Origin of the sequence: Thermocrispum municipale DSM 44069 (genome assembly GCF_000427825.1) — a bacterium.
Classification (GTDB): Bacteria; Actinomycetota; Actinomycetes; order Mycobacteriales; family Pseudonocardiaceae; genus Thermocrispum; species Thermocrispum municipale.
The window spans coordinates 25630-45190 of record NZ_ATYT01000014.1 but is presented as its reverse complement, the minus strand read 5'-3'; the positions used below and the strand labels follow the sequence as shown (position 1 = coordinate 45190).

The window sequence follows — 19561 nt, the reverse complement described above, 5'->3', positions numbered from 1 at the left end:
ATGAGGTCCGCCGCCCGACTCTCGCTGGCGGTCCTGACATGCGTGGCAACAGCCGCTCTCGGCGCGTGCGCCGACGACAGCGGCCCCGGCGGTGACGGCAAGACCGTGACCTTCGGTGTCTCCGCCACCGCGCCAGGCGGCAACATGCTGCAGCTCGCCGTCGCGCAGGCACAAGGCTACTTCGAAGAAGAAGGCATCACGGTCCGGCCGGTCTTCCTCGGCGCGGGCGGCAAGGTGGTGCAGGCACTGGCGTCCGACAAGGTGCAGATCGGCACGGCAACGCCGGACCTGGTGCTGCAGGCCACGGAAAAGGGCCAGGACATCCGGATGTTCTACAACTGGACGTTCACCAACGTCACCCAGTTCGCCGTGTTGCCGGACAGCCCGGTCAAGTCGATCGCCGACCTGAAGGGCAAGACCGTCGGCGTGCAAGATCTCTCCTCCGGCCCGACCCAAGTGGCCAAGGCGGCCGCGGTCAAGGCGGGCCTGGACCCGAACCGCGACCTGAAGTTCGTCGCGGTGGGCTCCGGCGCGCCCGCGCTGGATGCGCTGAAGCGGCACCGGGTCGACGTGCTGGTCGCCTACGACACCTTGTTCGCGGCGATGACGTCCGGCACCGGCGAGGAGCTTCGCCTGTTCCAGCCGGAGTACATCAAGGATCTGTTCGCCTCCAGCCTGACCGCGCAGAAGGAATGGCTCGACGAGAACTCCGACGTCGCCGCGGCGTTCGGCCGCGCGTGGGCCAAGGCGTCGGTTTACGCGGAAGCCAACCCGGAAGCGAGCATCGAGATGATGTTCCAGCGCTACCCGAACAGCAAGGTCGGCGCGGACGACGACGCCGCGATGAAGGCGGCCATGGCGCAGTTCACCATCCGGCAGCAGTCGCTGTACGGCGGCGGCGAGCCGCCCGCCGAGCAGACATGGGGCGAGTACTCGGAGGAATCGGTGCAGAAGTGGATCGACTTCGCCACCGAGCACAAGCTCGTCGGGCCGGGCATCAAGCCGGACCAGGTCTACACCAACGAGCTGGTCGAGAAGTTCAACGACTTCGACCCGGAGAAGATCAAGAAGGCGGCCAAGTCATGAGACAGACCGTCGCGCAGAAGATCATCGCGCGCGCCGCGGGGACGGAGACGGTCGAGGTCGGCGACTATGTGACGGTCACGCCCGACTACACGGTGATGCAGGACATCTACTTCTACAAGAACATCAAGATCTTGGAGAAGCTGGGCGTCCACGAGATCGCCTACCCCGACAAGGTCATCGCGGTGCTGGACCACACCCCGCAGGCCGCGCACGGGTCCATCTACGTGGACCGCAACCGGGAGAGCCGGGAGTTCGCCCGCCGGACCGGGTTCGACAACTTCTTCGACGTCGGCCGGGCCGGGTTGCGCCACCTGATCATGGTCGAGCAGGGCTTCGCCCGGCCGGGGCTGCTGGTGTTCTCCGACGAGCCGAACATCTCCAGCATCGGGGCGGTCGGCGCGCTGAACGTACCGATCAGCACCGAGGTGATCGTGTCGATGGTGCGCGACTCCAACTGGGTGCGGGTGCCCGCCAGCGTCCGCTTCGAGCTGGTGGGGTCGCTGCCACCGGGCGTGTGGGTCCGGGACCTCGTGCAGGCGATCTGCCACGACTACGGCGGCGGCGACGGGCTGATCCAGCGGTGCGTCGAGTTCGGCGGGCCGGCGCTGTCGACGTTGAGTCTCGACAGCAGGCAGGGACTGCTGGCCGGGATGTATCACGCAGGCGCGGACACCGCCCTCGCCGACGTGGACGACGTGGCGTTGGCGTACGTGCAGGAGCGGGCGGACGGGCGGCCGTACGAGGTCTTCACGGCCGACGCGGATGCCGAGTACGACGAGGTCAGGACGTGGGACCTCAGCGCGCTCGAACCGTTCGTCACCGCGCCGCCGAAGCACGCCGACGTCGTCCCGGTGTCGGACGTCAGCGGTCGCCGTATCACTCAGGCGACGATCGGGTCGTGCGCAAGCAATCGGCTCGACGACCTGCGTGCGGCGGCCGAGGTGCTGCGTGATCATCCGGTCGCCCCCGGCGTGACCATGTACATCACGCCGGGCAGCCCCGCGGTGTACTCGCAGGCGGCGCGGGAGGGTCTCATCGAGTTGTTCACCGAGCGCGGCGCGACCGTCCTCTCCCCCGGCTGCACCACGTGCTGGGGCTACCTGGGCGCGCTGGGCGACGGTGACGTCACCATCTCGACCAATCAGGAGCACTACCCGGGGCGCGCGGGGAGCAGGAAGGCCGACATCTACCTGTCCAGTCCGTACGTGGTCGCAGCGTCGGCCGTGGCCGGGGAGATCACCGATCCGCGGCCGCTTCTGGCCCGGGAAGGGAAACCGCATGTCCACAGCTAGTTCCACGGTGCTGCGCGGCCGGGTGTGGAAGTTCGGCGACTGGGTCAGCGGCGACGACGGGATCGTGCGGTTCTCCGAACTGCGCAATTTCGCCGACGACCACGATCCGGCGGAGCTGGCCAGGCACTGCTTCGCCGGATTGGTGCCCAACTTCGCCGAGCGCGTGACCCCCGGCGACATCGTGGTGGCCGGGCGCGGCTTCGGGATTCCCAGCCATCCCCCGGCGCCGATGGCGCTGCGGGCGGCCGGCATCGCGGCGGCCGTCGTGGAGTCGACCGACACCGCGTTCATCCGCCGCTCGTTGAACGCGGGGCTACCGGTGGTGACCTGCCCGGGCATCACGGACGCGGCGAACGAGGGCGACGTGCTGGAGGTCGATCTGGCCGCCGGGCGGGTGACGGTCAACGGCACGGTGTTCGCGGTCAAGCCGTTCGCTCCGGCCATGCTCGAGGTCGTCGACAGCGGCGGCCTGGTGCCCTATCTGGCGCGGTATCTCGCCGGCAATGCGCGCGCCTGAACCTCTCTGCGTGAATGACGGTTAGGTCACAGCTAATTCAGTAGCACCTCGGGTAGCCTTCTGGTGACTGCATACGTCGAATGACGTGAACGATGATAAGTCACCGGAGGGTTAGCGATGGCGGAGCGGTTCGTGCGGCTCGAGCTTGACGGCGGAATCGCCACAGTGACGCTCGACCGTCCGCCGCGCAACGCGCTCAGCCTGGCGTTGATCGATCAGCTCGTGGCGGCGTTGCGGCAGTGCGGGCGCGACCCCGAGGTGCGCGCGGTGATCCTCACCGGGGCGGGCGACATGTTCTGCGCGGGCGTCGATCTGCTCGACGGGGCAGCGTCGATTCGCACGTTGGTCGACGACGACGGCGGGGATCGCCCGGGTTACCTCGAGCCTGCCGGCCGCGTCACTGCGGTGATCGACCAGCTGCCCGTTCCCGTGGTGGCCGCGATCAACGGCGATGCGGCAGGTGGCGGCGCCACGATCCCGCTCGCCGCCGATCTCCGGTTCGCGGCCGAGGGCGCACGGTTCGTCTTTCCCTTCACGCGTCTCGGCGTGTGCCCGGAGGGTGCGTCGACGTACTACCTGCCTCGCCTCGTCGGACCGGCTGTCGCGGCAGACTGGCTGTTGTCCGGTCGCCCGGTCGACAGCGCAGAAGCGCACGCCTGCGGACTGGTCAACCGCGTCGTAGGTGCTGACGAGCTTCTTCCCGCGGCGCGCGAGTGGTGCGAGCAACTCGCTGCACGCACTTCCGCGACCGCGGTGGCGCGTACTCGCACCCTGCTTCGATCCGCACCTGGCACGCGCGCCGGTGCGTCGGCGGCGGAAAGCTCGACCATCGCCGACCTCGCTCACGAACCCGATTGCCTGGAGGGCGTTGCCGCGTTTCTCGAGCGTCGCCGACCGCGCTTCGGCGGGCGCCCTACAGTAGGTGCGCACCGGAACGGCCAAGGGGGGACATCGACGTGACGAAAGCCGTCACGGACACCACGGGCGAGAAGGCGACCAACCGTCCGCGGCAGCGGCCACGCGATCGGAAGAACCGCATCCTCGCGGCAGCGGCGCAGCGGTTCTGGACGCTCGGCTACCACCAGGTCTCCATGGCGGACATCGCCGCCGACGTGGACATCACGGCCAGTGCCCTGTACCGGCATTTCCGCGGCAAGCAGGATCTCCTCCTCGCGGTGCTGGACGAGCAGCTGCGCGCCATCGAGGAGGTCGACCCGGCACGCGCCGATGATTTCGCGGCCGAGTTCATCGATGTCTGCCTGCGGCAGCGGGAATTCGGCGTGCTGTGGGAGCGCGAGTCCGGCCACCTCCCGGACGACGAACGGGACCGATTGCGGCACCGGATCCGCGTCCTCGCGGAGCGGGCGGGTGCCGACATCGAGGACCGGTCCACCGCCGACGTGCGGTCGTGGGCGATCCTGTCGGTTCTGGAAAGCCAGTCCTACTACCACGGGCCGCTGGATCTGGCGCACGTCAAGGACGTGCTCACCCGGGCGGTCTCGGCGATTTCGACGACCCCGCTTCCGCCGGACGAGCGCGTGCTGGTGGAGCGTGCCGGCGGCATCCGGCCGGCATCGCGCCGGGAGCATCTGCTGGCCGTGGCGGTGAAGTTGTTCGCGGAGCGCGGCTATCCGTCGGTGGGCTTGGACGACATCGGCGCCGCGGCAGGCATCGCCGGTCCCAGCGTGTACAACCACTTCACCACGAAGGTCGATGTGCTGTCCGCGGCACTGAACCGAGGCAACGAGACGCTGTGGCTCGGGCTGCACCAGGTTCTCTCCGCGGCATCGACACCCGCCGAGGCGCTCGACGGCCTGGCCCGGCACTACACCGAGTTCACCGTGGCCAACAGCGACATCGTCACCATCCTGATCGCCCAGACGATCAACTTGCCCGAGGACCGCATGTCGGTTTTCCGCCGGGCCCAGCGTGACTACCTCACCGAGTGGGTCACGCTGCTTCGCGGTGCCCGCCCCGAGGTCAGCGAGGACGACGCGGCCGTTCTGGTCCGGGCCGCCATCACGTTGATCAACAGCCTGGCCCGTATCCCCCACCTGCGGACGAAACCCGGCCACGTCGGCAACACGACCAGGCTTGCCCAGGCCGTGCTGCGCGCATAGCGGCCCCGCTTACCCGGGCCCTGCCACACGCACAGCGGCCCCACTTACCCAGGCCCTGCCACGCACACAGCGGCCCCGGCCTGCCCGACCCGCGTCGTGGCGGCCCCGCTTACCCAGCCCGCGCCGGGCACACAGCGGCCCGTGGCACCGGGTGGCGCCACGGGCCGCCTGCCGCTACAAGGTGGCGAGGATTTCGTTGGGCAGCGTGCCGAGCACGGCGTTGTTCGCATTGCCGATCCGGCGCAGCAGCTCGGCGGTGATCGGGACGGGATTCTGCTGCGTCCCGATCCCCGGCACCTGGTCGGCGACACCGACGGCGGCGTCACTGGCCGGCAACACCGCGCGCACGAACGCCGCGTTGGCCGCCTTCGCGATCGGGTCCAGCGGCGTCGGCTTCGGCGCAGGCACCTCGGGGATCACGCCCGGCCGGGTGTTCTTCGTCCCGGCTCCGCCGACGTGCCGGTCGACGAATTCCATGATCTTCGCGTTGGTGGTGGCCGCACCCAGCTCCAGGGTGATGTCGTGCCCGGTGTTCGCGGGTGCGTACGCCTCGACGGTGGCCTTCGGACCGTACCAGCCCCGCTCGTAGGCGGCCAGCTGAGCGTCGGACGCGCAGTCGGTACTGCCGAATCCGCAGAAGAGGTCGTCACGTTGGCCGGTGACCACGAAGACCGGGATGTCGAGGGTCCGGTCGACGTTGTTGGTGTTGTACATCGACGCGCCAGTGACCAGGTCGACCAGCGTTTTGGTGGTCTTGTGCTTCTCGTCCAGCGCGATGATCTCGGGGTCGACGTTCGCGGCGTTGTAGAAGTTCTTCCGCGAACCGGGAATGCTCGTGACGTACAGCGGGTCGAGTCCGGAGCCGGCGAACTTGGGATCGAAGATCGCGGAGTAGTTGCGTCCGATCACCTTGATCGGCCCGCCCGCGACCTCGATGGTGTGCGTGAAACCGGTGGTGACGAGAGCGTCGATGTCCTTGAACTGCCCGGCTGCCGACGAAATGGTGAGCGAACCCAAGCTGTGCCCGACGCCGACGACTTTGCTGAACTTGTGCCCGAGCTGTCCGGAGCGCAGCGCCCGCACGACCTTGTGCACCGTCTTCACGCTGGCCTGAAACGTGGAGAAGACGCTGACGGGTTTGATGGACGCACCCGACCCCATCGGGTCGATGGCCAGCGTGGCGTACCCGGCCTTGTTGGCGGCACGCACGTAGGAGTAGGTGTCCGGCTTGTACGGCATTTGCCAGTAGGTGCGGTCGTAGGTGTAGCCCGGTACCAGTAGCTGAACCGTCGTGGCGCCGTCCGGGACGCACAGAGTGCCGGAGATCGCGCCGGACTGCGTGCCGACCTTGACGGGAACTTCGACGTTCTTGCACTGCGTCGCCGGTGCCGCCGCCGGTTCGCCGACGGCCGGCACCGCGACGCCGATCGCGGCCAGCGCGACCGCGACGGCAAGGGTCAGTTTGCCTTTTCTGCGCATGCTGCTTCCTCGTGATGACTGGATGACAAAAAAATGCGCGCAGGAGTCACCGAGCAGCCGTCCCCGCTGGGACGGCTGCCACATCAGGTGGCCGGCGCGAAGGGAGCGGAGCCCAGCTCCGCCGACGGGCCGCTAGCTGGGGTCAGTGCACGGCACGGTGATGCTGATCCCAGTGCCTGCGACGAAGCTCCCTTTTGAGGATCTTGCCGGCACCGGACAGCGGGAGCGCATCGACGAATTCGGCACTGCGGGGGGCCTTGTACCCGGCGATGTGTTGCTTGCAGAACTCCCGCAGTTCTTCCGCCGTGGTCTGCTCGCCGGGACGCAGCACGACCACGGCGTGAACGCGTTCGCCGAGGTCGTCGTCGGGTACGCCGATGACCGCGCAGGACTCGACGGCCGGGTGCTGTGCGACGACCTTCTCGACCTCGACGCTGTAGACGTTCTCTCCCCCGCTGACGATCATGTCTTTGATCCGGTCGACGATGTAGACGTAGCCGTCATCGTCCATGTAGCCGCCGTCGCCGGTGTGCATCCAGCCGTCCCGGACCGCGGCGGCGGTGGCCTCCGGCTGGTTCCAGTAGCCCAGCATGACGTGCCCGCCGCGGCAGACGACTTCGCCGACGGTTCCCCGGGGCACTTCGTTGTCGTGCTCGTCCACGATGCGCACCTCGGCGTGCGGCGCGGCCTTGCCCGCGGCGCGGCGATGCGCCGGGTCGTGGTGGTCCTCCGGCAGCAGCAGCGTGGCGACGGGCGACAGCTCGGTCATCCCGTAGGCCTGGACGAATCCGGCGTTGGGGAACAGCTTCATCGCCTTCTCCAACACCGGTTCGGAGATCGGCGAGGCACCGTAGATCATGTGCCGCAGGCTGGACAGGTCGTACGAGCCCGCGTCGGGGTGGTTGACGAGCATGCCGATCATCGTGGGTACCAGCAGTGTGGTGGTGATCTGGTGTTCGCTGAACGCGCTGAGCACGGCGACCGGGTCGAACGCGGGCACCATGACGTGCGTACCGCCCAGCGCGGTCTGCGCAGCCCAGGCCGCACCGTCGGCGAGATGGAACATGGGAGCGGCGTGCAGCAGCCGTCCGCCCGGTTCACAGAAGTGGCCGGTGGCCGCCGACCCGAGGGCTGAGGTCAACAGGTTGGCGTGACTGAGCATGACGCCCTTGGGGTTACCCGTCGTGCCGCCCGTGTAGTAAATGCCGGCTAGTTGGTCGCCACCGCGGCGGGCATCGTCGACCGGATCGGTCTGCGCAACGAGGTCCTCGAACCCCAGCATGCCGTCCGGCGGTTCGCCCTCACCGAAGTAGATCACCGTGGCGAGCCCGCTGTGCGCTTCGCGTAGCGCGGGAACCATTCCTTGGAACGCATCGTCGACGATCAGCACCTTGGCGTCGCACTCGACCAGCGAGTAGCTGATCTCGGCCGCGGCCCAGCGGATGTTCGCAGGCACGAAGACCGCATCCGCCCAGGCGATCGCCAGCAGGGCCTCGGAATATCGGTCCGAGTTCATACCCAGGATCGCCACTCGGTCCCCGCTGCCGACGCCCAGGGCCCGCAGCGCACCCGCGAACCTGGCTACCCGGTCCGCGGTCTCCACGAAGGTGCGAGTTCGCTGCCCGAAAACGGTCGAAGGTGCCTCAGGAGTCTGTTGCACCGACCGATGCAGTCCTTGCGTCAGGTACATCCGTCCGCCCATCCTCACCGCTCTGTGAATGCCGGAAAGTCAATGATCTGCTCAAGATGGACGGTAAGCACCAGCTTGTCAAGCTGGACTACGCGGAAAAGTGAATCATGGGTAGTTCCTGAGCGAAATACTGCGCGCAACGCGAGCAGCGCACCACCCGCGCTGCAGATCGGATGCAGGACAAGAACAAGAGCCGGCACGGGCAGGCGCCACGGTTCGCCGGCGAGCGTTACGCGCCTTTGATGCCTATCGGCGTTGCACCATGACCGTCGACCGCCAGCAGGCTCGACAGGAGGCCGGGAAACCGATCATCGAGCTCGTCGGAGCGAAGGCGCACGTAGCATCGCGTGCCCTCTTCGCGCGTCCGGGTGACCCCCGCCGACCTCAACACTTTCAGATGATGACTGAGCGTGGACTTCGCAACCGGGGCGTCGAGCTCACCCCACTGGCGCTCGACCCCGTCGGACAGCAGCCGGACCAGACCAAGGCGCACCGGGTCGGCCAAGGCGCTCAGCACCGTGGTCAGCTCGATGTCCTCGAGGTCGGGATGCTGCGCGTCCTTCGCCACAAGTCCAGTATCCCATCGTTCCGCGGACATCTTATTCGATGTTCGTCGAACATCGAATAAGATGCCGGCATGACTCGACCCCACCCCCCTGGCTGGCTCATCGGGCTGTTCATCGCCTCCCTGGCGCTGGGCACCGACGAGTTCGTGATCGCCGGGCTGCTTTTCGAACTGTCCACAGATCTGCGCATCTCGACCGGCACCGCAGGCCAGCTGGTCACCGTGTTCGCCCTCGTGTTCGCGCTGAGCGCGCCTGCGATGGCGATGCTGTTGAATCCGTACCCTCGGCGTCGCGTGATCTTGATTGCGCTGGCCGTGTTCACGGTTGCCAACGTGTTGGCGGCAGTGGCGCCGACGTTCGCAGTCCTGGTCGCGCTCCGTGCCGTCGCAGGTCTGGCCGCTGCGGTCGTTTCTTCCCTCGCGTTTGCCATCGCGTCCGAAGCAGCGCCGCGCGATCAGCAAGGTCGCTACCTCTCCGCCGTCACCGCGGGCCTGACCGTTGCCTTGTTCACCGGTGTGCCTGTCGGCACGTGGCTGGGCGGCTTGCTGGGATGGCGCGCGACGTTCGTCCTCATCGCGGTGGTCGCGGCCGGCGCGATGACGTTGCTGGCCGTCGGGCTTCCGCAGCTCACCGGCGCCCCGGCGATCAGCTTGCGGGAACGGTTGTCCCCGCTGCGTAACCGGCCGGTGCTTCGTCTCGTGGTCGCGGTGTTCCTGTCCGGTGTGGGCGGATTGATGTTCTACAGCTACCTCTCCGCGCTGCTCCACCAGCACCAAGGCGATACCAAGGCCCTGCCCTGGGTGCTCTTGATCGTCGGGATCATCGGCGTGCCCTCGGTCTTTTTCGGCGGCACGCTTGCGGACCGTCACGGTAGCCGCGTCAGCCGGCTGACGGTGATCGGCGGTCACGCCATTGCGCTTGCCCTCAACGCCACGCTTTTCGCGCTCCGGGCGCCGTTCTTCGTCGTTCTGCTCGGTATCGGGGTCTGGGCCGTGTTCGCATGGGCCCTCAATCCTCCGATGCAGGCCGGCGTCATCGAAGCCGCGCCGGAGGCAGCCATGACGGCCATCTCGCTGAACATCGCCGGGTTGTATCTCGGGACCGCGGCGGGCGCCGCTGCGGGCGGGTTCATCGCCGACGGCCCTGGCCCGCTGTGGATTCCCGTGGCGGGAACGGTGGCGCTCACCGCGGCATGGGCAAGCGCTGCGTTCCGCACGCAGGCGGCAGCCAACTCGCCCGGAACCGCCCGGTCCGCCTCGCCCGCGGCTGATGCCCTTGCGGGCGATCGGCCTTGACGAACGAGCACCATCCCCGACGCTCGACGTGAGCTCCAGGACGGTCCGTCACGACGCCGTGATCGCCTCCGGCCGCAGGTTGATGCGTCGCAACAGCTGGGCATTGAGTGCGACCACGATGGTGGACACGCTCATGAGCACGGCGCCGACGGCCATGGGCAGCACGAACCCGGCCCACGCGAGCACGCCTGCGGCCAGTGGGATGGCGGCGAGGTTGTAGCCGGCCGCCCACCAGAGGTTCTGCAGCATCTTGCGGTAGCCGGCCGCGGACAACTGCCGGACGGACACGACAGAACGCGGGTCGTTGGCGGCCAGCACGATGTCGGCCGATTCGATGGCGACATCGGTACCCGCACCGATGGCGATACCCACGTCGGCGCGCGCGAGCGCGGGCGCATCGTTGACACCGTCGCCGACCATGGCGACCGTGTGACCTCGGCGTTGCAGCTCGCTGACGGCTTGATCCTTCTCTTCCGGCAAGACCTCGGCGAACACTTCGTCGATGCCCAGCTGGTCGGCGACGGCGTCGGCAACTTGCCGCGCGTCACCGGTGATCAGCGCGACCTTCACGTCGAGCCGGTGGAGAGCGTCGATCGCCGCGCGGGACTCGGGCCGAACCTGGTCCTCCAACGCCAGCGCGCCGAGCACATCGTCGTCGCGAACGACGTAGAGGACCGCGGCCCCACGCTGTTTCCAACTCTCGACCGCAGGCTCGAGGTCACCGGGAATCTCCCAGCCGCGTTCCCGCAGCAGGGTTGGCCCGCCGACGACGACCCTTCGGCCGTCGATTGTGGCCACTACGCCCCGACCAGTCATCGATCGCGCATCGGCGACGTGTCGTGGTGCGATGTCCCGCTCACGGGCGGCCGTGACGATGGCGCGGGCCAGCGGGTGTTCGCTTTCCGCTTCGACCCCGGCTGCCAGGGCCAGCAACTCCTCGTCCGTGACGCCGCCCGCGGCAGCGACCCCGATGACTGCGTGCTCGCCCTTGGTCAGGGTGCCGGTCTTGTCGAACAGAACGGCGTCCACCGAACGCATGCGCTCGAGCGCAAGCCGGTCTTTCACCAGGATGCCGTTCCGCGCGGACTTCGCCGTGGAGATCGAGATGACCAGCGGGATCGCCAGACCGAGGGCATGCGGGCAGGCGATGATGAGCACGGTCACCGAGCGCACGACGGCGGCGTCGGCGTCACCGAGCAGGGCCCACACCACCACCGTGATCACCGCGACGGCGAGGGCGACATAAAAGAGGAGCGCGGCCGCCCGGTCGGCGAGTACCTGGGTACGCGATTGCGACGCTTGCGCCTGCGCCACGAGCCGTTGGATGCCGGCAAGCGCGGTGTCGTCTCCGACGGCGTCGACCCGCACGCGAATCGGGCTGTCCGTGGACACGCCGGCTGCGATGACCCGGTCGCCAGCGGCGCGGGCGACCGGCCGCGATTCGCCGGTGATCATCGACTCGTCGACGTCCGCTTGACCGCTGACGATCGTGCCGTCCGCAGGAATCCGTCCGCCCGGTCGCACGAGGACGACGTCACCGACGGCAAGGTCTGTGATCCGTACCGTTTCGATGCGCCCGTCGTGTGTAAGGCGTTCGACTTCGTCCGGGAGGAGTTCGGCGAGCGCGGCAAGGGCACCGCGGGCCTGACCGATCGCGCGCATCTCCATCCAGTGGCCGAGCAGCATGATCACGATCAACAGCGAGAGCTCCCACCACACCTCGACCTGGAACAGGCCGAGACTGGCGGCCATGCTCGCCACGAACGCGACGCTGATCGCCATGCCGATCAGCAGCATCATCCCGGGTTGGCGGTCCCGCAGTTCGTGGATCGCGCCGCGCAGGAACGGCTCACCGCCGTAGAGAAAAATGACCGTGCCGACAACCGGGGCGACGAGCGCCGAACCGGGAAAGTCCGGAGCCGTGTAGCCCAGCCACATCTGGATCATGTCGGCGTAGAACACGACCGGGATGGTCAGCGCCAGGGACAGCCAGAAACGGTTGCGGAACATCTGCGGCGAGTGGCCCGCGTGCTTGTCGTGGCCCGCGTGCTCGTCGTGGCCGGCGTGTGTGGCGTGCCCGGCGTGCGCCGCATGCTGGTCGTGTGTGGCGTGCTCGGTGTGCGCGGCGTGCTGGTCACGCATGCCGTGCTCAGGATGCGTGGCGTCCTGTCGGTGCGTTGCGGACTCGGCATGCCCGGCGTGCTGTCGGTGCGTCGCGGGCTCATGACGCCCCGCGTGCTGGTGATGACTGGTGCGCTCTCCGCGCGCCGCGCGCTGGGCCGCCACCTCGTGCTCATCCGCGGACTCGGCATCAGCCGGGTGCGAGTCGTGCCGGCGCGGGCCGCGGTGCGCGTGGTCCATGACAGCTCCCCTCGATCGGCCCTCGCCTCAACATGATACCCCCACGGGGTATTCCCGTCGTGCAGCGTTTCGACCCGATCGGCGACACGGCATTCGTGCGCGGTAGCTGCCACGCACGGGCACCTCACTGTGGACTCATGCGGCTGCCATCGGATCGGCGAAAGTCGACCTGTACGACCTGCCGGAAGCGGCGATGACCGGCGCGCCAGGTGAATACCTCACGACATCCGTGTCACGAGGGCGTTGAAACTGCACGCCACGAGTTGATTTCGCGACAAGAATGCGATCAGGACTTGCACTTCTGTGCACTGATAGACGCGTCACACCAGGTCGGCCGAATCCCAGCACGCTCCGTGTTCGAATCTTTTTCAACTCCACTGCACAATGATCCACCCCAGTGATCAGGCCCGGTTGATGCGCAGTTTTGTGAACTCCTGACACGATCCCGGACGTGTGAGCAAGCGCTGATCTCGCGACCCCGTAATGCCGCGGCACAAGAAAGGCTGGACCTTGTCAACTCTGACTATCTTGTCGTTACTCCTCGGTATCTGCTATATCGGCGGCGGACTGGCAAAACTGGGCGGTGTCGGCGTCATGCGCGCCGACGCCGAGCGGTTCAAGATCCCGTACTCCAAGTACCGCCTCATCGGCGTCGCCGAAGTGGCCGGCGGTATCGGACTCGCCGCCGGTCCGTGGCTCTCGCTCCTCGGCGTGGCCGCCGCGGCCGGACTGGCCCTGCTGATGGCTGGAGCCGTCCTTACGCACGTGCGCGCGCAGGACCCGCCTGGCAGAGCGGTGCCCGCGGGGATCTTCGGTCTGTCGGTTCTCACCATCGGGTTACTTCATGTTGTCAGCTGACCTGCACGTTCTTCGCGACGAGCACGTCGCCGCACTCGACCCTCTCGACTTCGACCGACGCGTCGGCGACCTGTGGCGCATGAACGCCGATGCCGACGCCAAGTGGCTCGTCACGGTGCTACGCGACGTGACTCCGGCCGCAACCGACGTCGCCGATCTCGGGACCGCCGAATGTCTGGCGGCGATGCGGGACCTTGGGATGGTCATCGGCTCCGTCAAGCGGCACGGTATGGAACCGCTCGACGCCGTTCCCGACCTGGAAAAAGTGCTGATCATCCTCGGCGACCGGACCGGAATGGTGCCGCGGGACACCGTGCACCATTACATCCGGTGGAATCCCACCGGGCCGCGGGAACGCATGTACACCGGCCACCGCATGGAGCGCCTGCTCATGTCGTCGGTCCGGGTCAGCCTGCCGCGAATGAGCGCTGCGGTTGATTTGTGCCGCCAATTGTGGGACATCTCGCCCAACGATTTGTCATTCGCGGTTGTGGCGCAAGAACTGGTTGCCCTCCTGCGCTCGATGGAAGATGCCATCGACATCGCTGTCGCCAACGTCACACCCGAATTCTTCGCCCGGACGATGCGCCCGTTCTTCGAAGACATTCGGGTAGGAGATCGACGATTTCTCGGTCCGGCGGCGGCCCATGTCCCGCTCGCACTGGTCGACATGGCCCTGTGGGCCAGCGATCACGGCTCGCCCGAGTACACGAAGTTCGCCGCCGAGTCGGCGTGGTACGGCCTTCCGGGCTGGCGCGACCTGTTCGACGAGTGGGTCGCGGGGCCGTCGGTGGTGTCCCGGCTGAAGACCGCGATCGCGCAGGCGAACGGTGCTACCCCTCCGCACTTGCGAGCCGGCGCGGAGGCAGTGGCCCGAGGCCTGCGAGCGCTCGTGGCATTCCGTGGCAAACACCTCACCATGGCCCGCAAGTCCTACGCGCACGAGCTGCGCTTGTATCCGCTGGGCAGCGGCGGCGGCAGCATCGACCTGCTGGCCGAGATCGTCGACGTGACGAAACAGAACGCGACGCAGGTGCGCCGGTGGCTCGACCAGCCGCGCCGAGCGGGGAAGCGGAGGGTTCTGTGCGAGTCGTGATCGCGGGCGCCGGCATCGGCGGCCTGACGACGGCGCTGGGCCTGCACGCGGCGGGGATCCGAGACGTCACGCTGGCAGAGGCGGCGACAGACCTGCGGCAACTCGGTGTCGGCCTGAACATCCTTCCGCATGCCGCTGGAGTACTCGGTGAACTGCACCTGCTCGATCGACTCACCGCGTCGTGCGTGCAGACCCGGGAGCTGCTGTTGTGCAACAGGTTCGGTGACCTGATCTGGCGGGAGCCTCGCGGCAAATACGCCGGGCACGACTGGCCTCAGCTGTCGGTTCACCGCGCCGACCTGGTGGCTGTCCTGGCGCAGGCGGTGCGGGAGCGGCTGGGCGACGAGGCCATCCGGTTGGATTCGCGCGTCGTCCACGTCGACACGGACACCGGACACGTTCACCTGTCGCACCGCGGCGGCCGGACCACCGAGACCGACGCCGACGTCGTGGTCGGAGCCGACGGCATCCGTTCCGCTGTCCGAGCCCAGCTGTACCCGGACGAGGGGCAGCCGTCCGGCAACGGCCTGGTCATGTGGCGCGGTACGAGTGTCGCCGAACCGTTCCTGACCGGACGCTCCATGGTCGTCTCCGGCGATGACGTGCACCGGGTGGTGACATACCCGGTGCGGCGCTTCCCGGACGGCAAGGTGCTCGTCAACTGGGTCGCGGCACGGCCGGCCGACCTGGAGACCGCGGTTCCCGAGGACGCTCTGCGGTACTTCGGCGACTGGACCTTCGAGTGGTTGGACATCCCGGCGATCCTCGACGCAGCCGACGACGTCCGGATGTACCCGATGGTGGACCGCGAGCCGCTGCCCCGGTGGAGCTTCGGCCGAACCACCTTGCTCGGGGATGCCGCGCACGCGATGTACCCGATGGGCTCCAACGGAGCTACCCAGGCGATCCTCGACGCCGCGGAACTCGCCCGTGTGCTGGCCGCAGGCGACGCCGTCGAGTCCGCCCTCGCCGAGTACGAACGCGCACGACGACCAGCGACAACGCGGCTACAAGCCAGCAATCGTGCGCACGGTCCCGAACGCGTCATCGCGCTGGCTCACCAACGCGCACCCACCGGGTTCGACGACATCCACGACGTGATCTCTCCCGACGAGCTCGCGGCCGTCGCCGACGACTACGCCGCCGTGTCGGGCCTGGACCAGCGACCCTTTCACCCCGCCGACCGCTGAGGGAGAAGATGCAGACCGTATCCCACCAACCCTTCACCTACCCCGCCGACGGCCGCCACGAGCCGATCGCCGTCGTCGGGATGGCGTGCCGGCTTCCGGGAGCAGACTCCGTGTCCGCACTGTGGGAGCTGCTGCGCGCCGGACGTGACGCCACGAGCCGCACGCCCTCCGACCGGTACGACGTCGACGAGCTGTACGCTCCGGAGCCCACACCGGGCAAGGTGATCAGCCGCAGGTCCGGCTATCTGGACGACCCCAGCCAGTTCGACGCCGCCTTCTTCGGTATGTCGGCTCGCGAGGCCAAGAACCTCGATCCGCAGCAACGCCTGCTGTTGATGACGACCTGGGAGGCCTTCGAGGACGCCGGCATCCCACCCGCAGACGTAGCGGGCAGTCGCACCGGTGTCTACGTCGGGTCGATGCATCTGGACTACTGGGACCTGCAGGCCCGCCGGGGCCTGGAAAACCTCGGCCCGAGCGCCATCTACAACTACCGCTGCGTCCTGTCCGGACAGCTGTCGTACGTGTTCGACCTGCGCGGCCCGAGCATCGCGCTGGACACGGCGTGCTCGTCGTCGCTGGTGGCCGTTCACCTCGCGTGCCAGAGTCTGCGTGCCGGAGAGTCGCAGCTGGCCGTCGCCGCGGGCGTCAACCTCAAGCTCACGCCGGACGAAGACGTGCTGTTGTCCCAGGTCCGGATGCTCGCACCCGACGGTCGCTGCAAGTTCGGCGACGCGTCCGCCAACGGGTTCGCCCCGTCCGACGGAGTCGGCGTCGTCATCCTCAAGCCACTGAGCCGAGCCCTGGCCGACGGCGACCGCGTGCGTGCCGTGATCCTAGGCAGCGCCATCAGCAACGACGGTGCCAGCAGCGGATCGTTGCTCGCACCGTCCGTCGAGGGTCACACGCAGATGTTGCGGTGGGCCTACGAAGACGCCGGTGTCGACCCTGCGGACGTGGATTTCGTGGAGGCCCACGGCACCGGCACTCCGCTGATCGACCCGGTGGAGTTCGCCGGTCTCGGCGAGGTGCTCGGCGCGGGCAGAGAGCCCGAGCGGCCGTGTTTCGTGGGGTCCGTCAAGACGAACGTCGGGCACACCGAAGGTGCCGCCGGCGTCACGGCTCTGATCAAGACCGTGCTGTGTCTCGAGCACCACGAGGTCGTGCCGAGCCTGCACTTCAACACCCCGAACCCGAACGTCGCATGGGACGACCTGCCACTGGTGGTGCCCACTGCCCCGACGAAGCTGCCCGTGCTCGACCGGCCGGTGATCGCGGGCGTGAGCGGCCAGGGCATCTCGTCCGTCAACACCCACCTCGTCGTGGGCCAGGCGCTACCAGCGCCCCAGCGAGCGGAACCCGATACCGGGCGGACGCACTTGTTGGTGCTGTCCGCACGCAGCCCGGAAGCGTTGGAGGATCTCGTGGGGTCCTACGTCAACTATCTCGGCCCCGGCGGCGACGGCCACGAGCTGAGTCTGCGTGATATCTGCTTCAGCGCTGCGCGCCGTCGTCAGCAGTTCGAGCACCGCCTCGCCGTCGCCGGTCGCACGCACGCCGAGTTGGTGAGCGCGCTTCGGGACCGCAACGTCGTCGCGCGGGAGTCCGCCGTGGGCGACGCTGCGGCGGCCTTCCTCGACGGAAGGGATGTGGACTGGACGGCGATTCTCGACCCCGGAGCCCGGTATGTCCCGCTCCCCTCCTACCCGTGGCGCACCGAACGCTACTGGCTCGAAGGAGTATCGGCATGAGTCATGCAGTCGTGGCGGGCGTCGGCGGATTCGTCCCGGCCGACCATGTCGACAGCGACACCCTCAGTCGCCGACTCGGCCTGGCCGACGGGTGGGTCCAGAGCCGAACCGGCATCGAGCGCCGTCATTACGCCGAGCCCGGGGTCGGCACCACTGCGCTCGCGGTCGAGTCCGGACGACGCGCTCTCGCCTCCGCAGACATGAACACCGTCGACGCCTTGATCGTCGCGACCGCCACGCCGGACCACCCGATTCCGGCGACAGCACCTGCCGTTGCCGCAGAACTCGGCCTCGGGCCGGTTCCGGCATTCGACATCGGTGCCGTGTGCGCGGGCTACGTCTATGCGCTGGCCGTGGGTGCCAGCCTGATCGAGTCCGGATTGGCAGGCAGCGTGCTCGTCGCGGGCGCCGAGGTGATGTCCGCCGTGGTCGACCCGGACGACCCCAACACCGGGCCGCTGTTCGGGGACGGCGCGGGCGCCCTGGTGCTCCGGGCGGGTGGCGCGGACGAGGCGGGCCGGGTGGAAGGCTTCGACCTCGGCAGCGACGGCGCGCAGGCCGAGCTGATCCGCGTCGAGGTCGGCGGCTCCCGGCAGCCATATCGTGGCGTGTTCGAACCGTCCGCGACGACCATGCGCATGAACGGCAAGAAGGTGTTCACCGAGGCCGTGACCAGGATGTCCGAGTCGTGCGCGGCGCTGTTGGGCCGGACCGGGTATGCGATCACCGACGTCGACCGCGTCGTCGGACACCAGGCGAACGTCCGCATCCTGCACGCCATCGCCCGACAGCTTGATCTGCCGAAGGAGCGTCTGGTCACCAACGTCGACCGGGTCGGGAACACCTCGGCGGCCTCGATCCCGCTCGCGCTCGTCGACGCGGCCGTGGCGGGCGAGATCCGGGCGGGCCAACGCCTGCTGCTCACCGCGTTCGGCGGCGGGCTCGCATGGGGATCGGCGATGTTGACGTGGCCGCAGGTGACCGTTCAACCCTCGGGATCCAGCAACCCGCACTCCGAAAGGCACACCGAAGCATGAGCACCATCCACGAACGACTGGTGACCATCCTGGCCGAGTGGTCGACGGCCGCCCCGGAATCCATCACCCCGGACAGCGACCTCGAGTCCGGCCTCGACATCGACTCGTTGTCCCGGCTGGAATTCGTGCTGGCACTGCGCAAGGAATTCGGCATCCCGGTCACCGATGAAGAGGTCTTCGCCGCCCGAACCGTCGGCGATGTGCAGGAACTCGTAGCGGCCGCGCTCCAGTCCGAGCAACCGGCCCGGTGAATCGGGCGAAGACGGGGAGCCCCGTCCGTTGCGGCAGGCTCCCCGTCTCTGCCTGGCGCGCCGCTGAGTGGGTATCTCCGTCGGACCGGCGCGACCGACACAGCGATTGCGCGCGAACCACACCGCGGACGACACAAAGAAATGTCAACCGACGCTCGCGGCCCACGGGACACATCCGGCGCGGCGTCCGATCGTCAAGCTGCGCCCCCGGCGGGGCTACACGCAGACGGTCCCGCTCCTGACCAGCGGTTTTCCAGCGGAATGCTGGTGATCGAGAGCAGCTTCCAGGTCGACAACCCTGGTGGTGATGCCTGATGGGCACTCACGACGACACGTCCGTGCCGCAGACGCCGACAGAGCACTCGGTCATCATTCGAACCATCACTGTGATCATGGGAATGGTAGTTGGACTGACGTTCCTCTTCGGCTTCGGCAATGTTCTCAACCTCGCCCTTCGTCTGGGCGTGCCGGTCTGGGTTGCGCCGCTTGTCGCGCCCGCAGTCGATCTTTCGATCCTCGGCCTCTTGTTGGGGACGCGACACCTCGCGCTCGCCGGTGCCTCTGCGGACGTGCTGCGCCCGGCCCGACGTGGATCCGGTGACCGAAACCACAGTCAGTCCCGAGCTGGCCTGCCCGATCGCGCCCGTGGTCGATCTCGTGTTCAGCCGGTGGACCACGCCAATCCTGTGGACGCTGAACGAGTACGGCAGGCAACGTTTCGTGGAGCTGTCCCGCCGCATCACGACGATCACGCCGAAGGTCCTGACGCAGCGGCTGCGCCAACTGGAGCGCGACGGGCTCGTGGTGCGCACCTACCACGCCGAGGTGCCGCCGCGGGTGGAGTACGAGATCAGCGACCTCGGCCGCAGCCTCGCCCCGCTGTTCGCGACCCTCGCGGAGTGGTCGCCGAACCTGGAGAAGGTCGAACAGGCCCGCGCCGAGTACGACGCGCAGCAGAAAAAGCGCCCCTGA

Annotated in this window: 18 protein-coding genes; 14 read left to right on the top strand and 4 right to left on the bottom strand. The window is 68.1% G+C overall.

Features of this window, described 5'->3' with window-relative positions; translation table 11 throughout:
• Positions 1-42 precede the first annotated feature (42 nt).
• The 5 genes from YWM_RS0113010 (at position 43) to YWM_RS23515 (ending at position 5015) form a co-directional block, all read left to right on the top strand.
• On the top strand, positions 43-1086 hold the full coding sequence (locus YWM_RS0113010) for an ABC transporter substrate-binding protein (RefSeq protein WP_169720990.1): 1044 nt from the start codon (positions 43-45) through the stop codon (positions 1084-1086).
• Complete coding sequence (locus YWM_RS23525; protein WP_052344860.1) at positions 1083-2378, top strand: 3-isopropylmalate dehydratase large subunit; 1296 nt, start codon at positions 1083-1085, stop codon at positions 2376-2378. Before YWM_RS0113010 ends, YWM_RS23525 begins: the two co-directional genes overlap by 4 nt.
• On the top strand, positions 2365-2895 hold the full coding sequence (locus YWM_RS0113000) for a LeuD/DmdB family oxidoreductase small subunit (protein WP_038044331.1): 531 nt from the start codon (positions 2365-2367) through the stop codon (positions 2893-2895). The genes YWM_RS23525 and YWM_RS0113000 overlap by 14 nt, the downstream gene beginning before the upstream one ends.
• Before the next feature lie 132 nt (positions 2896-3027).
• Positions 3028-3855, top strand: a complete 828-nt coding sequence (locus YWM_RS23520; RefSeq protein WP_169720989.1) for an enoyl-CoA hydratase/isomerase family protein — start codon at positions 3028-3030, stop codon at positions 3853-3855.
• Entirely contained in the window at positions 3852-5015 is a 1164-nt protein-coding gene (locus tag YWM_RS23515; protein ID WP_052344859.1) for a TetR/AcrR family transcriptional regulator, read from the top strand. The genes YWM_RS23520 and YWM_RS23515 overlap by 4 nt, the downstream gene beginning before the upstream one ends.
• Before the next feature lie 174 nt (positions 5016-5189).
• Here the strand turns inward: YWM_RS23515 and YWM_RS25250 are convergent, their stop codons facing one another.
• The 3 genes from YWM_RS25250 to YWM_RS0112975 all read right to left on the bottom strand — a co-directional run bounded on the left by YWM_RS25250 (position 5190) and on the right by YWM_RS0112975 (position 8752).
• Positions 5190-6494, bottom strand: a complete 1305-nt coding sequence (locus YWM_RS25250; RefSeq protein WP_052344858.1) for an alpha/beta hydrolase — start codon at positions 6492-6494, stop codon at positions 5190-5192.
• A 142-nt stretch (positions 6495-6636) separates the two neighbouring features.
• Entirely contained in the window at positions 6637-8184 is a 1548-nt protein-coding gene (locus YWM_RS0112980) for an acyl-CoA synthetase (protein ID WP_028851098.1), read from the bottom strand.
• Between the two features lie 229 nt (positions 8185-8413).
• Positions 8414-8752 (bottom strand): ArsR/SmtB family transcription factor, encoded by a 339-nt coding sequence (locus YWM_RS0112975; protein ID WP_028851097.1) that lies wholly within the window; start codon positions 8750-8752, stop codon positions 8414-8416.
• 69 nt (positions 8753-8821) lie between these two features.
• Between YWM_RS0112975 and YWM_RS0112970 the strand changes: the two genes are divergently transcribed.
• Positions 8822-10045 carry an MFS transporter gene (locus tag YWM_RS0112970; protein WP_043660976.1) on the top strand — a complete coding sequence of 408 codons (1224 nt, stop codon included), beginning with the start codon at positions 8822-8824 and terminating at the stop codon, positions 10043-10045.
• Positions 10046-10093: 48 nt separating this feature from the next.
• Here YWM_RS0112970 and YWM_RS23505 read toward each other — a convergent pair whose 3' ends face one another.
• Positions 10094-12187, bottom strand: coding sequence for a heavy metal translocating P-type ATPase (locus YWM_RS23505; RefSeq protein ID WP_043660974.1), 2094 nt, complete (start codon positions 12185-12187; stop codon positions 10094-10096).
• Between YWM_RS23505 and YWM_RS26185 the strand changes: the two genes are divergently transcribed.
• The 8 genes from YWM_RS26185 to YWM_RS0112930 all read left to right on the top strand — a co-directional run bounded on the left by YWM_RS26185 (position 12164) and on the right by YWM_RS0112930 (position 19561).
• Positions 12164-12442 (top strand): hypothetical protein, encoded by a 279-nt coding sequence (locus YWM_RS26185; protein WP_156914767.1) that lies wholly within the window; start codon positions 12164-12166, stop codon positions 12440-12442. The genes YWM_RS23505 and YWM_RS26185 overlap by 24 nt on opposite strands.
• A gap of 492 nt (positions 12443-12934) precedes the next feature.
• A complete protein-coding gene (locus tag YWM_RS0112960; RefSeq protein ID WP_245566028.1) occupies positions 12935-13264 on the top strand; it encodes a DoxX family protein in 330 nt (109 codons plus the stop codon).
• Complete coding sequence (locus YWM_RS23495) at positions 13251-14360, top strand: monodechloroaminopyrrolnitrin synthase PrnB family protein (RefSeq protein WP_043660972.1); 1110 nt, start codon at positions 13251-13253, stop codon at positions 14358-14360. Before YWM_RS0112960 ends, YWM_RS23495 begins: the two co-directional genes overlap by 14 nt.
• A complete protein-coding gene (locus tag YWM_RS0112950; RefSeq protein WP_028851094.1) occupies positions 14348-15550 on the top strand; it encodes an FAD-dependent monooxygenase in 1203 nt (400 codons plus the stop codon). The genes YWM_RS23495 and YWM_RS0112950 overlap by 13 nt, the downstream gene beginning before the upstream one ends.
• Positions 15551-15558: 8 nt before the next feature.
• On the top strand, positions 15559-17301 hold the full coding sequence (locus YWM_RS23490) for a type I polyketide synthase (RefSeq protein WP_052344855.1): 1743 nt from the start codon (positions 15559-15561) through the stop codon (positions 17299-17301).
• Positions 17298-18338 carry a beta-ketoacyl-ACP synthase III gene (locus YWM_RS0112940; RefSeq protein ID WP_028851093.1) on the top strand — a complete coding sequence of 347 codons (1041 nt, stop codon included), beginning with the start codon at positions 17298-17300 and terminating at the stop codon, positions 18336-18338. Before YWM_RS23490 ends, YWM_RS0112940 begins: the two co-directional genes overlap by 4 nt.
• Positions 18335-18589 (top strand): acyl carrier protein, encoded by a 255-nt coding sequence (locus YWM_RS0112935; RefSeq protein ID WP_028851092.1) that lies wholly within the window; start codon positions 18335-18337, stop codon positions 18587-18589. The genes YWM_RS0112940 and YWM_RS0112935 overlap by 4 nt, the downstream gene beginning before the upstream one ends.
• Before the next feature lie 597 nt (positions 18590-19186).
• A complete protein-coding gene (locus tag YWM_RS0112930) occupies positions 19187-19561 on the top strand; it encodes a winged helix-turn-helix transcriptional regulator (protein ID WP_028851091.1) in 375 nt (124 codons plus the stop codon).

Bases quoted from the DNA above. Each gene is read 5' to 3' on its own strand.
- YWM_RS23525 (WP_052344860.1), top strand. From the start codon at position 1,083: ATGAGACAGACCGTCGCGCAGAAGATCATCGCGCGCGCCGCGGGGACG.
- YWM_RS0113000 (WP_038044331.1), top strand. From the start codon at position 2,365: ATGTCCACAGCTAGTTCCACGGTGCTGCGCGGCCGGGTGTGGAAGTTC.
- YWM_RS25250 (WP_052344858.1), bottom strand. From the start codon at position 6,494: ATGCGCAGAAAAGGCAAACTGACCCTTGCCGTCGCGGTCGCGCTGGCC.
- YWM_RS0112980 (WP_028851098.1), bottom strand. From the start codon at position 8,184: ATGTACCTGACGCAAGGACTGCATCGGTCGGTGCAACAGACTCCTGAG.
- YWM_RS0112970 (WP_043660976.1), top strand. From the start codon at position 8,822: ATGACTCGACCCCACCCCCCTGGCTGGCTCATCGGGCTGTTCATCGCC.
- YWM_RS23505 (WP_043660974.1), bottom strand. From the start codon at position 12,187: ATGCGTGACCAGCACGCCGCGCACACCGAGCACGCCACACACGACCAG.
- YWM_RS23495 (WP_043660972.1), top strand. From the start codon at position 13,251: ATGTTGTCAGCTGACCTGCACGTTCTTCGCGACGAGCACGTCGCCGCA.
- YWM_RS23490 (WP_052344855.1), top strand. From the start codon at position 15,559: ATGCAGACCGTATCCCACCAACCCTTCACCTACCCCGCCGACGGCCGC.
- YWM_RS0112940 (WP_028851093.1), top strand. From the start codon at position 17,298: ATGAGTCATGCAGTCGTGGCGGGCGTCGGCGGATTCGTCCCGGCCGAC.
- YWM_RS0112935 (WP_028851092.1), top strand. From the start codon at position 18,335: ATGAGCACCATCCACGAACGACTGGTGACCATCCTGGCCGAGTGGTCG.